Here is a 15,086-nt window from a genome sequence, read left to right as displayed (position 1 = left end):
CCGCAGCCCATGAGCCTCAAACTCGGCGATATCGCCCCCGATTTCGAACAGGATTCCAGCGAAGGCAAGATCCGCTTCCACGAGTGGCTGGGCAACAGCTGGGGGGTGTTGTTCTCCCATCCGGCCGACTTCACCCCGGTGTGCACCACCGAGTTGGGCCTGACCGCCAAGCTGAAGGACGAATTTGCCAAGCGCGGGGTCAAGGCCATCGCCCTGTCGGTGGACCCGGTCGACTCGCATCACAAGTGGATCGATGACATCAACGAAACACAGAATACCGTGGTCAACTTCCCGATCATTGCTGACGCTGACCGCAAGGTGTCCGACCTTTACGACCTGATCCACCCGAACGCCAGCGACACCCTGACCGTGCGCTCGCTGTTCATCATCGACCCGAATAAAAAGGTGCGCCTGACCATCACCTACCCGGCCAGTACCGGGCGCAACTTCAACGAAATTCTGCGGGTGATCGACTCGCTGCAACTGACCGACAACCACAAGGTCGCCACACCGGGTAATTGGCAGGACGGCGATGAAGTGGTGATCGTGCCTTCGCTCAAGGATGAGGAGGAGATCAAGCAGCGCTTCCCCAAAGGTTACCGGGCGGTCAAACCCTATCTGCGCCTGACCCCTCAGCCCAATCGTTAATGGATTCCTCGTTGCATTGCTCTTAGCCAAGCAGGGATTTTCGGGCCGTTTCGACGGCCCTTTTTTATGCCTGCAAAAAACCTGTGCGAGCGGGCGCGCCCGCGAAGAGGCCCTTGTGAATAAAGACGATAATGGAATAAACAAATGAAAAAATATGATTTATAGATATATATAACAGCTGTTAATGTCACCTCCAACAGAACACAAGGAAGCGCAGCAATGCTGGTCGTCTCAATCGGTGGTAGCCCAAGTCTCCGTTCACGCTCCGGCGTGCTGCTCGAGCGTTCGCGCCAGTGGCTGCAGGATCGCGGCGTTGAAGTGGTGACGTTCCAGGTGCGTGACTTTCCCGCCGAAGACCTGCTGCATGCCCGTTTCGACAGCCCGCATGTACAACACTTTCAACAGCTGGTGGCCCAGGCCGATGGCCTGATCGTCTCCACCCCGGTGTACAAGGCTTCGTTTTCCGGCGCCCTGAAAACCTTGCTTGACCTGCTGCCCGAGCGCGCCCTGGCCCACAAGATCGTGTTGCCCATCGCCACTGGCGGCAGCATCGCCCACATGCTGGCGGTGGACTACGCATTGAAGCCGGTGCTGTCGGCACTCAAGGCACAAGAGACCCTGCAAGGGATCTTTGCCGACGACAGCCAGGTGGCTTACGCAGAAGGTACAAAGCCCGCGCAGTTGGTACAGGCGCTGGAAGAACGCCTGCACGACTCGCTGGAAACCTTCCACGTCGCCCTGGCCCGTCGGCCACGCCCCGTGGCCCCCGGCGTATTGAACGAACGTCTGATCAGCGCTCGCTGGAGCATCTGAACGGCATTACCCGCTTCACCACCTTACTCGCCCGTTAACGAGGCAAGCAGGTGCAACCCGAACCCCATTCGCACAGGAGAGCGCCATGCGCACAGTCTTCTTGCGTCGTGGTCTGGTCGCCCTGTTTGCGGCGGCTGTGTCCTTCGGCGCCATTACCCAAGCCCAGGCCGAGAGCCTGCGTATCGGTTACCAGAAATACGGCACCTTGGTGCTGCTCAAGGCCAAGGGCACGCTGGAGAAGCGCCTGGCCGAGCAGGGTGTACAGGTGCAATGGACCGAGTTCCCCGGCGGCCCGCAGCTGCTTGAAGGGCTGAACGTCGGTTCCATCGATTTTGGTGTCACCGGCGAGACCCCGCCTGTGTTCGCTCAGGCCGCTGGCGCTGACCTGCTCTACGTGGCCTACGAGCCGCCAGCGCCACACAGCGAAGCTATCCTGGTGCCCAAGGGCTCGCCCATCCAGTCGGTGAAGGACCTCAAGGGTAAAAAGGTCGTCCTCAACAAAGGCTCCAACGTGCACTACCTGCTGGTCCGCGCCCTGGAAGACGCCGGCCTCAAGTACAGCGACATCCAGCCTGTCTACCTGCCGCCGGCCGACGCCCGCGCCGCCTTCGAGCGCGGCAGCGTGGATGCCTGGGTGATCTGGGACCCCTACCAGGCCGCCGCCGAGCAGCAGCTGCAAGCGCGCACCCTGCGTGACGGCAAGGGCCTGGTCGACAACCACCAGTTCTACCTCGCCACCCGTAACTATGCGACACAGCACCCAGCGGTGATCAACACCGTGATCGAGGAGGTGCGCGCCGTGGGTGAATGGTCCCAGGCCAACCCGCAGGAAGTGACCGACCAGGTTGCCCCGCTGCTCGGCCTGCCTGCCGACATCACCCTGACCTCGGTCAAACGCCAAGGCTACGGCGCTGCGCCGCTGACCCCGGACGTGGTGGCCGCGCAGCAGAAGATCGCCGACACGTTCCAGGCGCTGAAGCTTATTCCCAAGCCGCTGAGTATCAAGGACGTGATCTGGACACCCCCTGCCAAGGTCGCTAGCGCGCCTTGATTGACAGCCTGAGCCGGGGCGCTGCTCCGGCTAGAGCCACCCTTGAGGAGACGACTCCAATGAGCCTTAACATTTTCTGGTTCCTCCCCACCCACGGTGACGGCAAGTACCTCGGCACTTCCGAAGGCGCACGTGCGGTCGACCACGGTTACCTGCAGCAGATCGCGCAGGCCGCCGACCGCCTTGGTTTTGGTGGGGTGCTGATCCCGACCGGGCGCTCCTGCGAGGACTCCTGGCTGGTGGCCGCGTCGCTGATCCCCGTGACCCAGCGCCTGAAGTTCCTTGTAGCTCTGCGCCCGGGCATCATTTCGCCGACCGTGGCAGCACGCCAGGCGGCCACCCTCGATCGCTTGTCCAATGGCCGTGCGCTATTCAACCTGGTGACCGGTGGTGATCCGGACGAGCTGGCGGGTGACGGCCTGCACCTGAACCACCAAGAGCGCTACGAAGCTTCGGTCGAGTTCACCCGTATCTGGCGCAAGGTGCTGGAAGGCGAAAACGTCGATTACGACGGTAAGCACATCCAGGTAAAGGGCGCCAAGCTGCTCTACCCACCGATTCAGCAACCACGCCCACCGCTGTATTTCGGCGGCTCCTCCGAGGCCGCTCAGGACCTGGCGGCCGAACAGGTCGAGCTGTACCTGACCTGGGGCGAGCCACCGGCAGCCGTTGCCGAGAAGATCGCACAGGTGCGCAAAAAAGCGGCCGCTCAAGGGCGCGAAGTGCGCTTCGGTATCCGCCTGCACGTGATCGTGCGGGAAACCAACGAAGCGGCTTGGGCCGCCGCCGAGCGCCTGATCTCTCACCTGGACGATGACACCATCTCCCGCGCCCAGGCGTCGCTGGCGCGTTTCGACTCGGTGGGCCAGCAACGCATGGCCGCCCTGCACGGCGGCAATCGCGACAACCTGGAAGTCAGCCCCAACCTGTGGGCAGGTGTTGGCCTGGTACGGGGCGGCGCGGGTACCGCGCTGGTGGGCGACGGCCCTACCGTGGCAGCACGGGTCAAGGAATATGCCGACTTGGGCATCGATACCTTCATCTTCTCGGGTTATCCACACCTGGAAGAGTCTTACCGCGTGGCGGAGCTGCTGTTCCCGCACCTTGATGTGCAGCGCCCAGAGCAGCCGAAAACGGGTGGTTATGTAAGCCCGTTCGGCGAGATGGTGGCTAACGACATCCTGCCCAAATCTGTGTCGCAGAGCTGAGGGCCTGGCCATGAGTCGTGCAACTTCTTCCAACCTGACCCAGCGCTTGGCGCCGTGGGCGCTGCCGGTGCTGCTGTTGGCCATATGGCAACTGGCCGTCAGCGCTGGCTGGCTGTCGACGCGTATCCTGCCGGCACCTAGCGCAGTGGTAAGCGCGGGCGTCGAGCTGGTGCGCAGCGGCGAAATCTGGACCCACCTGGCCATCAGCGGCTGGCGTGCAGGCCTGGGCTTTGTCATCGGCGGCAGCATCGGCCTGGTACTGGGCTTCATCACCGGCTTGTCGAATTGGGGTGAACGCCTGCTCGACAGCTCGGTACAGATGATCCGCAACGTGCCCCACCTCGCGCTGATTCCACTGGTGATTCTGTGGTTCGGTATCGACGAATCGGCAAAGATCTTTCTGGTCGCGCTGGGTACGTTGTTCCCGATCTACCTGAACACCTACCACGGCATCCGTAACGTTGACCCAGCGTTGGTGGAAATGGCGCGCAGTTACGGCTTGTCCGGTTTCGGCCTGTTCCGCCAGGTGATCCTGCCGGGGGCGCTGCCTTCGATCCTGGTGGGTGTGCGTTTCGCCTTGGGTTTCATGTGGCTGACGCTGATTGTTGCCGAAACCATTTCGGCCAACGCCGGCATCGGTTACCTGGCAATGAATGCTCGCGAATTTCTTCAGACCGACGTGGTAGTGCTGGCCATCGTGCTGTATGCCGTGCTCGGCAAGCTTGCCGACCTTGCGGCCCGAGGCCTGGAGCGTGTGTGGCTGCGTTGGCACCCGGCCTATCAAGTTGCCAGGAAGGAGGGCGCATGACCGTGCTCAAGGAACAGCCGCCACGCCTGCTGCGTGGCACCCCGCTGGCCTCCAAGGGCCTGCGCAAGACCTTTGGCCAGCGCGAAGTTTTGAAGGGTATCGACCTGCACATTCCGGCCGGCCAGTTCGTGGCCATCGTCGGCCGCAGCGGCTGCGGCAAGAGCACTTTGCTGCGGCTGCTGGCCGGGCTGGACCAACCCTCCGCCGGGCAGCTGCTGGCCGGTGCTGCGCCGCTGGAGGAGGCCCGTGAAGAAACCCGCCTGATGTTCCAGGACGCGCGGCTGCTGCCGTGGAAGAAGGTGATCGACAACGTTGGCCTTGGGCTGTCTGGCGACTGGCGCCCGCGTGCGCTGGAGGCCTTGGATGCGGTTGGCCTGGCAGACCGCGCCAACGAATGGCCGGCAGCGCTCTCGGGAGGCCAGAAACAGCGCGTGGCTTTGGCCCGAGCCTTGATTCACCAGCCCCGCCTGCTGCTGCTGGACGAGCCACTGGGGGCGCTGGATGCATTGACCCGTATCGAGATGCAGCAACTGATCGAACGCCTGTGGCGTCAGCACGGCTTCACTGTGCTGCTGGTCACCCACGACGTCAGCGAGGCGGTTGCCGTGGCGGATCGGGTGATTCTGATCGAGGACGGCGAGGTCGGGCTCGACCTCACTGTTGACCTGGCACGGCCCCGGGCGCGGGGTTCGCACCGTCTGGCCGCGCTGGAAAGCGAAGTGCTCAACCGTGTTCTGTCCACCCCGGGCACTGCGCCCGAGCCGGATCCTGTAGCCCCTCTGCCCACGCAGCTGCGTTGGGCGCATTGAATCCCAGAAGCCAAAAGGAAACAAACCATGACTATCAAAGCCATCAACGTTCGTAACCAGTTCAAAGGTACTGTGAAAGAAATCCTCGAAGGCCCGGTACTGTCGGAAATCGACGTGCAGACGGCTTCGGGTATCGTCACTTCGGTGATTACCACCCGTTCCGTGCGGGAGCTGGAGTTGCAGGTGGGCAGTGAAGTGATTGCCTTTGTGAAGTCGACTGAAGTGTCTATCGCCAAGCTGTGATGCGGCGGCTTGATATTGGGGCTGCTTTGCAGCCCTTCGCGGGCACGCCCGCTCCCACAGATACTTCGCAAGCTCCAGGGTGCGCGCGGGCTCTGTGGGAGCGGGCTTGCCCGCGAAGGGCCGCCAAGCGGCCCCAGATTTCTCAGCTGGAACGCTTGGCCAGAAACGGCGGCAGATACAACCCTAGATACGCCTCGAATACACGCTTGCCTTCCTCGGCCATGCGCGGGGTGATCGCCTCGTGCAACTGCACCGACCGTGCATATACCCGGTCGCTCAACTCCATGGCCAGGGCAAACACATCCACATCCGGTGGCATCACCGGCAGGTGAAAATGCTGGTCGAACAACTTGTGCATCAAGTCGCCCAGTTCCATGTCGTGCTGCCGGTCGGCCTGCACTACCTCGCTCAGGCCATGCTGCGCCAGGATCAACTGCCGCGCCGCCGCATCCTCGTGATAGATATCAAGCATGCGTTGTTCGATCAGCCGTGACAGTTCGTGCCAGGTACTGAACGCGCTGCTGTCGATAGGAGCGCTCAGGGCTTCGCGAAACGCCCGGTGCACATCTGCAGTAAGTGCCTCCAGCAAGGCCGGCACGCTGGCGAAGAAGTGGTACACCGACGAAGGCGGAATCTGCGCCCGCTCGGCCACGCTGTAGATAGAAAGTGCTGCCACCCCTTGTTCGGCCAACAGCTCACGCGCAGCCGCCAGGATCGCCTCGATCCTGGCCTGGCTGCTGGCGCGCGGCTTGCGCGGGGTGGTGGTGCGGTTCATCAACTGCTGATTGCCAGGATGCTGGCCTGGTAGGCGCCGACGAACAGGTCGAAGTCACCGACTTCGTCTTGCTCCAGCTCGGACTGCCTGGCGAGCGACTCGCGGGCCAGCGTCTCGAATGCTTGCTGCTTTTCGTTGCTCAGCGGTTGCTCGCGGAAAGTCTCGGCGTGCACACGGCTCTGGCGCAGCGAGAACTGGACGAAGCTCTCGTCATGCTCGGTCATGCGTGCCAGCACCTGGGCCGACGGGGTCAGCGAGGTGTCGTCGACCTTGGCCTGCTGCGCATCCAGGGCCTTGGCGTGCTCATCAGTGCCTTGCGCCTGGTCGAGCAGATTGGCCAATTGGCGGATACGCTCGATCAGCTCGCTGGCCCAGTCTTTCAGGCTGATCGGCTGGCCATTGCGGTGCAACTCCAGGCCCGGACGACGACCTTCCTTGACCACGGTCAGGAAGTTGCTGGTGCACTGGCCGCACTCGCCGTTGTCCAGTTGCGGGCTGTCTTCCAAGGCGCAGAACAGCAGGAATGCGTCGAGGAAGCGCGCCTCGGTCAGGTCGATACCGACCGGCAGGAACGGGTTGATGTCCAGGCAACGCACTTCCACATACTGCACGCCCCGCGAGGTCAGGGCCTGGATCGGCCGCTCGCCGGTGTATGTGACGCGCTTGGGGCGGATGTTCGAGTAGTACTCGTTTTCGATCTGCAGAATGTTGGTGTTCAGCTGAACCCACTCGCCATCCACATGCGTGCCGATTTCAACGTAAGGCGGGTAGGGCGTGCCAACGGCCTTGCGCAGGCTGTCGGTGTAGCTGGCCAGGTTGTTGTAGCAGGGCGTAAGACCGGCCTGGGCGTTGCTCTGATAACCCAGGTCGCTCATGCGCAGGCTGGTGGCATAAGGCAGGAACAGGGTTTCGGCATCCAGCTCTTCGAGCTGGTGCGGGCGGCCACGCAGGAAGCCTTTGTCCAGGGCCGGCGAGGCGCCGAACAGGTACATCAGCAGCCAGCTGTAGCGGCGGAAGTTACGAATCAGCGCGATGTAGGCCGACGACTGGTAGTCGCGGTCATTTTCAGTACTGCCTTCGGCTTCGCGCAGCAATGGCCAAAGCGCTTCGGGCAGCGAGAAGTTGTAATGAATACCGGCGATGCACTGCATGGTGCGGCCGTAACGCAGGGCCAGGCCCTTACGGTAGACGTGTTTGAGCTTGCCGATGTTCGAGCTGCCGTATTCGGCGATCGGGATATCCTCCTCGGCCGGCAGCGTGCAAGGCATCGACGGGCTCCACAGGTATTCGTCGCCCAGCTTGCTGTAGACGAAACGGTGGGTCTCTTCGAGGCTTTCGAGCACCTTGGCCGGGTCGGCCAGCGCCGGGGTGATGAACTCCAGCAGCGACTCGGAATAATCGGTGGTGATCTGCTCGTTGGTCAGCGCCGATCCCAGTGCTTCCGGATGCGGGGTCTGGGCCAGGCGACCTTCATCGGTCACGCGCAGGCATTCGCGCTCAATACCGTGCAGGCACTGCTTGAGCAGGGGGAGATTGGCGCCGAGCAGGCTCAGGCGGCGGTTGAGGAGTTCGCTCAAGATGTATTCCTTCACGCGTCAGTCGCCCCAATATGGGGGTAGAGATAACGGTCTACAAGGGTAGGAAGAAAGGAACTGGCGTTGTCGCCTGGTTTACGCGGTTCCAGCAGTGCCAGCGCACTGCTGAAAATACCGCAGATACTGCTTGGTGAGCTAGAGAACCGCGAAGGTTCCTTGCGCTTTGGCCACCAGCTTGTCGCCCTGAACTACGTCGGCGTCGACCACCAGGGTGCGCCGCCCAGCGTGCAGCACGCGGGCGGTGCACAGCACTTCGCCGTCGCTGACGGCACGCATGTAGTTGATCTTGCACTCGATGGTGACGCTTTGTTGGTCAAAGCCATGGCTGGCCGAGCAGGCCAGGCCCATGGCGATGTCCACCAGGCTGAATATCGCCCCGCCGTGCAGCTTCTGGCCACGGTTGCGCAACTGTGGCTCGAGCGCCAGGGCTACCTCGGCAACACCGCTGTCCAGGTGTTGCAGGCGGCAGCCTAGCAGCTGGCTGAAGGCGCTTTCGACGTATTCGCGAGGTACGTCCATTACTTCTTCTTCAGTTGCTTGGCGTTGGCGAACAGCGAGGCCATGGCATTGTTGGCCGGCGCAGCCGTGGCGGTTTCACGCTGGCGCGGTGCCTGCGGCTGGCGATTGCCGCCATTGCCACGATTACCACCGCGGTTGCCTTCGACCTTCTCGCCCGGGGTGTCGCTCATGCGCATGGACAGGCCGACGCGTTTGCGCGGGATGTCCACTTCCATGACCTTGACCTTGACCACATCGCCGGCCTTGACCGCTTCACGCGGGTCTTTGACGAACTTCTCCGACAGCGCCGAGATATGCACCAGGCCGTCCTGGTGCACGCCGATGTCGACGAAGGCGCCGAAGTTGGTAACGTTGGTCACCACGCCTTCGAGGATCATGCCCGGTTCCAGGTCCTTGAGGTCTTCGACGCCGTCCTGGAAGGTGGCGGTCTTGAACTCCGGACGCGGGTCGCGGCCGGGCTTGTCCAGCTCTTGCAGGATGTCGGTGACGGTTGGCAGGCCGAAGGTTTCGTCGGTGAACTTTTTCGGGTCCAGGCGCTTGAGGAAGCTGCTGTCACCAATCAGCGAGCGGATGTCGCGGTCGGTATCGGCAGCAATGCGCTGCACCAGCGGGTAAGCCTCAGGGTGCACCGCAGAGGCGTCCAGCGGGTTGTCGCCGTTCATCACGCGCAGGAAGCCGGCGGCCTGCTCGAAAGTTTTCTCACCCAGGCGGCTGACCTTTTTCAGTGCTGCCCGGGTGGCAAACGGACCATTGGCATCGCGGTGGGCGACGATGTTCTGTGCCAGGGTGGCATTGAGGCCGGAGATGCGCGTCAGCAGCGCCACCGAAGCGGTGTTCACGTCCACGCCCACGGCGTTCACACAATCCTCGACCACCGCGTCCAGGCCACGTGCCAGTTTCAGCTGGGACACGTCGTGCTGGTACTGGCCGACACCGATGGATTTCGGATCGATCTTCACCAGTTCGGCCAGCGGATCCTGCAGGCGCCGGGCGATCGACACGGCGCCGCGGATCGACACGTCCAGGTCTGGGAACTCGCGGGCGGCCAGTTCCGATGCCGAGTACACCGAAGCACCGGCTTCGGAGACCATGATCTTGGTGATTTTCAGGGCTGGATATTTCTTGACCAGCTCGGCCACCAGCTTGTCGCTTTCGCGGCTGGCGGTACCGTTGCCGATGGCGATCAGCTCCACCGAGTGTTTGGCGCACAGTGCGGCCATGATGGAAATGGTGCGGTCCCAGTCGTTCTTCGGCGCGTGCGGGTAGACCGTGGTGTGGTCCAGCAGTTTGCCGGTTGCGTCGACCACGGCGATCTTGCAGCCGGTGCGCAGGCCCGGGTCGAAGCCCAGGGTGGCGCGCGGGCCGGCCGGGGCGGCCAGCAGCAGATCGTGCAGGTTGTGGGCGAACACGTTGATCGCCTCGCCTTCGGCATTGTCACGCAGCTCGCCGAACAGGTCGGTCTCCAGGTGGGTGTACAGCTTGACCTTCCAGGTCCAGCGCACCACTTCACCCAGCCACTTGTCGGCCGGCCGGCTGCGGTTCTCGATGCCGACGTGGTTGCCGATCATCAGCTCGCACGGGTGCAGGGTGCCGGGCAGTTCTTCGCCGACCTTCAGCGAGACGCTCAACACGCCTTCGTTGCGCCCGCGGAAGATCGCCAGGGCACGGTGCGATGGCGCAGTACGCAGCAGCTCGTCATGAGCGAAATAGTCGCGGAACTTGGCGCCTTCTTCTTCCTTGCCGGCCACGACGCGGGCGCTGAGCACGGCTTCCTGCTTGAGGTAGCTGCGCAGCTTGTCGAGCAGGGCGGCGTCTTCGGCAAAGCGTTCCATCAGGATGTACTTGGCGCCTTCCAGCGCGGCCTTGACGTCGGCCACGCCCTTTTCGGCGTTGACGAAGCGTGCGGCTTCGCTTTCCGGGGCCAGGGTCGGGTCGTTGAACAGGCCATCGGCCAGTTCGCCAAGGCCGGCTTCCAGGGCGATCTGGCCCTTGGTGCGGCGCTTCTGCTTGTACGGCAGGTACAGGTCTTCGAGGCGGGTCTTGGTGTCGGCCAGCTTGATCTCGCGGGCCAGTTCCGGGGTCAGCTTGCCCTGTTCCTCGATGCTGGAAAGGATGCTGGCGCGGCGCTCGTCGAGTTCGCGCAGGTAGCGCAGGCGCTCTTCCAGGTGGCGCAACTGAGTGTCGTCAAGGCTACCGGTCACTTCCTTGCGGTAGCGAGCGATGAAGGGCACGGTCGAGCCTTCGTCCAACAGGCTCACGGCCGCCTCGACCTGCTGCGGGCGTACGCCCAGTTCCTCGGCGATACGGCTGTTGATGCTGTCCATGTAAACCACCTGACATTTGTGAATACGGGGGTCGCCTGTGGGCTTTTTGCCCGGCGGCGCTGGATGAAAGCCGCGCATTATACCCATCGCAAACGGCTTGCGGTGATGGCGCCCGGCCAGCCGGAACTGGCGCCGGGGGAAAAATCTGCTAACAATGCTCACGCAACGTGCAGCAATGGCTACGCCATAATGCGCGGCGATATCAGAGGAGTTATTCATGACCGGCACGCCAAACACCGCTGAAGGTGACAAGATTCTCATCGTCGACGACGATCCGGGGCTTAGCAGCCTGCTGGAACGTTTCTTCACCAGCAAAGGCTACCGTGCCCGTGCGGTGCCCAACACCGAGCAGATGGATCGCCTGCTGCAACGCGAGGTGTTCAACCTGGTGGTGCTCGACCTGATGCTGCCTGGCGAGGATGGCCTGTCCGCCTGCAAGCGCCTGCGCCAGCAGAACAACCAGATCCCGATCATCATGCTGACCGCCAAGGGCGACGAGCTCAGCCGCATCAAGGGCCTGGAGCTGGGCGCCGACGACTACCTGGGCAAGCCTTTCAACCCGGACGAACTGATGGCCCGGGTCAAGGCGGTGCTGCGTCGCCAGGCGCCGAGCGTGCCGGGAGCGCCGGGCAGCGAGGACGAGTCGGTCACCTTCGGCGACTATGAGCTGTCGCTGGCCACCCGCGAGCTCAAGCGTGGCGACGAAGTGCACATGCTCACCACCGGCGAGTTCGCAGTGCTCAAGGCCCTGGTGATGCACGCCCGCGAGCCGTTGACCCGCGACAAGCTGATGAACCTGGCGCGCGGCCGCGAATGGGATGCGCTGGAGCGCTCCATCGATGTGCAGATCTCACGCCTGCGTCGCATGATCGAGCCGGACCCGTCCAAGCCGCGTTACATCCAGACCGTCTGGGGCGTGGGCTACGTGTTCGTACCGGACGGAAACGCCGGAAAATGATGCCTGGACGTCGATGAAAACACCGCTCTGGTTTCCGCAAAGTTTCTTCGCCCGCACCCTGTGGCTGGTGTTGATCGTCGTTCTGTTCTCCAAGGCGCTGACCCTGGTCTACCTGCTGATGAACGAGGACGTGCTGGTCGACCGTCAGTACAGCCATGGTGTAGCGCTGACCTTGCGCGCCTATTGGGCCGCCGACGAAGAAAACCGCGACAAGATCGCCGAGGCGGCAGGTCTTATCCGGGTGACCGGCTCGGGTGTGCCCGAAGGCGAGCAGCATTGGCCCTACAGTGAAATCTACCAACGGCAGATGCAGGCCGAACTGGGTGACGACACCGAAGTGCGGCTGCGCATTCATGCACCGCCCGCGTTGTGGGTCAATGCGCCAAGCCTGGGTCCGGGTTGGCTGAAAGTGCCGCTGTACCCGCATCCATTGCGCGGGCAGAAGATCTGGAACGTGCTGGGCTGGTTCCTGGCCATTGGCTTGTTGTCCACAGCATCGGCGTGGATTTTTGTACGTCAACTCAACCAGCCGCTCAAACGCTTGGTGTTCGCTGCCCGCCAGCTTGGCCAGGGGCGCAGTGTGCGCTTGCCAATCAGCGATACCCCCAGCGAGATGACCGAGGTGTACAAGGCGTTCAACCAGATGGCCGAGGATGTCGAGCAGGCCGGGCGCGAGCGTGAGTTGATGCTGGCCGGGGTTTCCCACGACTTGCGCACGCCACTGACGCGTCTGCGTCTGTCGCTGTCTTTGCTGAACAGCGACAACGAGCTGAGCGATGACATGGTTCGCGATATCGAGGACATGGACGCGATTCTCGATCAGTTCCTGGCCTTCATCCGCGATGGCCGTGACGAGCCGGTGGAAGAGGTCGACCTTGCTGACCTGGTGCGTGAGGTGGTGGCTCCGTACAACCAGCCGGTAGAGCGTGTGCGCCTGTGCCTGGAGCCGATTCCACCGTTCCCGCTGCGCCGGGTTTCGCTCAAGCGCATGCTGGGCAACCTGATCGGCAACGCCCTGCACCATGCTGGCAAGGGGGTCGAGGTGGCTGCCTATGTGTCAGGTGACGAGAGTGCGCCGTATGTGGTGCTCAGTGTGCTGGACCGGGGCACCGGTATTGACGAGTCGGAGCTGGAAACCATCTTCAACCCGTTCATTCGCGGTGACCGGGCACGGGGCGGCAAGGGCACCGGGCTGGGGCTGGCGATCGTCAAGCGGATTGCTGCGCAACATGGCGGAAACGTGGAGTTGCGTAACCGGTCTGGCGGCGGGATCGAGGCGCGGGTCAGGTTGCCGCTGGGGTTGCTGCTGCCGCGTAATGCTGTGTGAGGCTCACTGGCCTCTTCACGGCTAAAGCCGCACCTACAGGGATTGTGCAGTACCTGTGGCAGCGGCTTAGCCGCGAAGCGGCGGGTACAGCCTTGAATCAGCCTTTGCCCTTGGTCCGGGTCTGATTGGGCCCGCCATTCTTCTCCAGGTGCTCGATGATCATCCCGGCGACGTTCTTGCCGGTGGTGACTTCGATGCCCTCCAGCCCTGGCGACGAGTTTACCTCCATCACCAACGGCCCGTGGTTGGAGCGCAGGATATCCACACCCGCCACGCTCAACCCCATCACCTTGGCCGCCCGAATGGCGGTGATGCGCTCTTCAGGGGTGATTTTTATCAGGCTGGCGACGCCACCCCGGTGCAGGTTGGAGCGGAACTCGCCCGGTTTGGCCTGACGCTTCATCGAGGCAATTACTTTGTCGCCTACCACGAAGCACCGGATATCTGCGCCACCGGCTTCCTTGATGTACTCCTGCACCATGATGTTCTGCTTGAGGCCCATGAACGCTTCGATCACCGACTCGGCCGCCTGGGGCGTTTCGCACAGCACCACGCCAATGCCCTGGGTGCCTTCCAGCACCTTGATCACCAGCGGGGCACCGTTGACCATCTGGATCAGGTCGGGGATGTCGTCCGGAGAGTGGGCGAAACCAGTGATCGGCAGGCCTATGCCGCGGCGCGACAACAGTTGCAACGAGCGCAGCTTGTCGCGCGAGCGGGCAATGGCTACCGACTCGTTGAGCGGGTATACGCCCATCATTTCGAATTGGCGCAGCACCGCGCAGCCATAGAACGTAACCGAAGCACCTATGCGCGGGATCACGGCATCGAAGCCTTCCAGCGGCTTGCCGCGGTAGTGGATCTGCGGCTTGTGGCTGGCAATGTTCATGTAGGCCCGCAGGGTATCGATCACCACCATTTCGTGGCCACGCTGGGTACCGGCTTCGACCAGGCGGCGGGTGGAATACAGACGCGGATTGCGCGACAGCACAGCGATCTTCATGCAGCACCTGTGACAGGGGAAAGGGTGGCCGGGAAGGCCGGTTTGTCTTGTACGTATTTCAGGCCTGGGTTCACTACCAGCTGGCCGTGTATCAGGGCCTTGGAGCCAAGCAACAGCCGGTAGCGCATGTTCTTGCGGCAGGCCAGGGTGAACTCCACCTCCCACACACCATCACCCAACGCCAGTGACGTGCGGATGACGTAGCGGGTCTGGGCGTGGCCGTTGGAGCTCTTGATGGTTTTCATCGTCACCAACGGTGCCTCGCAGCGGCGGTGGCGCAACTGCACCACCGAGCCCAGGTGCGCAGTGAAGCGAACCCAGGGCTGGCCGTCGCGCTCGAAGGGTTCCACTTCGGTGGCATGCAGGCTCGACGTGCTGGCACCGGTGTCGATCTTGGCGCGCAGCCCGGCCACGCCGAGGTCAGGCAGGGCGACCCACTCGCGCAGGCCGATCACAGTCAAATGGTCAAATGTCTTCACGAAGCGCACCCTGCGAATAAGGTGGTGAACTTTAAGCACGGCGGGGACTTTTTGCATCCGTATGTGAAGGTAGTACAGTTCGATGAAAGACAGAATCCGAGGTAACGGGATGGCACAAAAAGCCGAAGACGACGACAAGGTTCGCCTGGACAAATGGCTGTGGGCGGCGCGCTTCTACAAGACGCGAGCGCTGGCCAAGGCGGCGATCGAGAGTGGCAAGGTGCATTGCCGGGGCGAGCGTTGCAAGCCGGGCAAGGAGCCGCGGGTGGGCGACGAGTTCTTGCTGCGTACGGGCTTCGATGAGCGCACGGTGGTGGTGAAGGCGCTGTCGGTGGTGCGTCGTGGTGCCCCAGAGGCGCAGGCGTTGTACGAGGAAACTGAAGAAAGTGTGCGTCGCCGTGAACAGGCGGCTGAGATGCGTAAGGCCGGGGCCATGGGCGTGACCACCGATGGCCGGCCGACCAAGAAGCAACGTCGGCAGATTCACCAGTTGCATGGAAGTTACGATTGAATGGGGCTGCTGCGC

General features: G+C 62.8%; 16 protein-coding genes. 10 read left to right on the top strand and 6 right to left on the bottom strand.

What is annotated here, in order from left to right:
• Positions 1 to 9 precede the first annotated feature (9 nt).
• The 7 genes from QYE47_RS15240 to QYE47_RS15210 all read left to right on the top strand — a co-directional run bounded on the left by QYE47_RS15240 (position 10) and on the right by QYE47_RS15210 (position 5,580).
• Positions 10 to 648: a peroxiredoxin gene (locus QYE47_RS15240; RefSeq protein WP_003255836.1), complete on the top strand. Its 639-nt coding sequence runs from the start codon at positions 10 to 12 to the stop codon at positions 646 to 648.
• A gap of 219 nt (positions 649 to 867) precedes the next feature.
• A complete protein-coding gene (ssuE, locus tag QYE47_RS15235) occupies positions 868 to 1,461 on the top strand; it encodes an NADPH-dependent FMN reductase (protein ID WP_003255835.1) in 594 nt (197 codons plus the stop codon).
• 85 nt (positions 1,462 to 1,546) lie between these two features.
• Positions 1,547 to 2,512 (top strand): sulfonate ABC transporter substrate-binding protein, encoded by a 966-nt coding sequence (locus QYE47_RS15230; protein WP_014589331.1) that lies wholly within the window; start codon positions 1,547 to 1,549, stop codon positions 2,510 to 2,512.
• Positions 2,513 to 2,571: 59 nt separating this feature from the next.
• The gene (gene ssuD / locus QYE47_RS15225; RefSeq protein WP_014589332.1) at positions 2,572 to 3,720 is read left to right on the top strand and encodes an FMNH2-dependent alkanesulfonate monooxygenase; all 1,149 of its coding nucleotides are present in this window, start codon (positions 2,572 to 2,574) and stop codon (positions 3,718 to 3,720) included.
• 10 nt (positions 3,721 to 3,730) lie between these two features.
• The gene (gene ssuC / locus QYE47_RS15220; RefSeq protein ID WP_003255831.1) at positions 3,731 to 4,528 is read left to right on the top strand and encodes an aliphatic sulfonate ABC transporter permease SsuC; all 798 of its coding nucleotides are present in this window, start codon (positions 3,731 to 3,733) and stop codon (positions 4,526 to 4,528) included.
• Positions 4,525 to 5,337 (top strand): aliphatic sulfonates ABC transporter ATP-binding protein, encoded by an 813-nt coding sequence (gene ssuB, locus QYE47_RS15215; RefSeq protein WP_014589333.1) that lies wholly within the window; start codon positions 4,525 to 4,527, stop codon positions 5,335 to 5,337. The genes ssuC and ssuB overlap by 4 nt, the downstream gene beginning before the upstream one ends.
• Before the next feature lie 27 nt (positions 5,338 to 5,364).
• Positions 5,365 to 5,580: a molybdopterin-binding protein gene (locus tag QYE47_RS15210; RefSeq protein ID WP_003255829.1), complete on the top strand. Its 216-nt coding sequence runs from the start codon at positions 5,365 to 5,367 to the stop codon at positions 5,578 to 5,580.
• 142 nt (positions 5,581 to 5,722) lie between these two features.
• Here the strand turns inward: QYE47_RS15210 and QYE47_RS15205 are convergent, their stop codons facing one another.
• From QYE47_RS15205 to QYE47_RS15190, 4 genes are all read right to left on the bottom strand, one after another.
• Complete coding sequence (locus QYE47_RS15205; protein WP_010951618.1) at positions 5,723 to 6,355, bottom strand: TetR/AcrR family transcriptional regulator; 633 nt, start codon at positions 6,353 to 6,355, stop codon at positions 5,723 to 5,725.
• Positions 6,355 to 7,947 (bottom strand): glutamate--cysteine ligase, encoded by a 1,593-nt coding sequence (gshA, locus tag QYE47_RS15200; RefSeq protein WP_041166819.1) that lies wholly within the window; start codon positions 7,945 to 7,947, stop codon positions 6,355 to 6,357. The genes QYE47_RS15205 and gshA overlap by 1 nt, the downstream gene beginning before the upstream one ends.
• 138 nt (positions 7,948 to 8,085) lie before the next feature.
• Complete coding sequence (locus QYE47_RS15195; protein ID WP_010951620.1) at positions 8,086 to 8,469, bottom strand: PaaI family thioesterase; 384 nt, start codon at positions 8,467 to 8,469, stop codon at positions 8,086 to 8,088.
• Positions 8,469 to 10,793, bottom strand: coding sequence for a Tex family protein (locus QYE47_RS15190; protein ID WP_014589335.1), 2,325 nt, complete (start codon positions 10,791 to 10,793; stop codon positions 8,469 to 8,471). The genes QYE47_RS15195 and QYE47_RS15190 overlap by 1 nt, the downstream gene beginning before the upstream one ends.
• A 217-nt stretch (positions 10,794 to 11,010) precedes the next feature.
• Between QYE47_RS15190 and ompR the strand changes: the two genes are divergently transcribed.
• Together ompR and QYE47_RS15180 are read left to right on the top strand one after the other, a co-directional pair.
• Positions 11,011 to 11,751, top strand: a complete 741-nt coding sequence (gene ompR, locus QYE47_RS15185) for a two-component system response regulator OmpR (protein WP_012270052.1) — start codon at positions 11,011 to 11,013, stop codon at positions 11,749 to 11,751.
• Positions 11,752 to 11,764: 13 nt separating this feature from the next.
• A complete protein-coding gene (locus QYE47_RS15180; protein ID WP_014589336.1) occupies positions 11,765 to 13,078 on the top strand; it encodes an ATP-binding protein in 1,314 nt (437 codons plus the stop codon).
• A 97-nt stretch (positions 13,079 to 13,175) separates the two neighbouring features.
• On the opposite strand, the gene rimK is transcribed toward QYE47_RS15180, so the two are convergent.
• Both rimK and QYE47_RS15170 read right to left on the bottom strand, forming a co-directional pair.
• The gene (gene rimK, locus QYE47_RS15175) at positions 13,176 to 14,081 is read right to left on the bottom strand and encodes a 30S ribosomal protein S6--L-glutamate ligase (RefSeq protein WP_003255817.1); all 906 of its coding nucleotides are present in this window, start codon (positions 14,079 to 14,081) and stop codon (positions 13,176 to 13,178) included.
• On the bottom strand, positions 14,078 to 14,560 hold the full coding sequence (locus tag QYE47_RS15170; protein ID WP_004576370.1) for an ATP-dependent zinc protease: 483 nt from the start codon (positions 14,558 to 14,560) through the stop codon (positions 14,078 to 14,080). Before QYE47_RS15170 ends, rimK begins: the two co-directional genes overlap by 4 nt.
• 109 nt (positions 14,561 to 14,669) lie before the next feature.
• On the opposite strand from QYE47_RS15170, the gene QYE47_RS15165 reads away from it, so the two are divergent.
• Entirely contained in the window at positions 14,670 to 15,071 is a 402-nt protein-coding gene (locus tag QYE47_RS15165) for an RNA-binding S4 domain-containing protein (protein WP_014589337.1), read from the top strand.
• Positions 15,072 to 15,086 lie beyond the last annotated feature (15 nt).

It is taken from the genome of Pseudomonas sp. 2,4-D (assembly GCF_030418155.1).
GTDB classification, from domain to species: Bacteria; Pseudomonadota; Gammaproteobacteria; order Pseudomonadales; family Pseudomonadaceae; genus Aquipseudomonas; species Aquipseudomonas alloputida.
The sequence above is the reverse complement of the archived record's forward strand: the minus strand, read 5'-3'. Positions and strand labels throughout refer to the sequence as shown.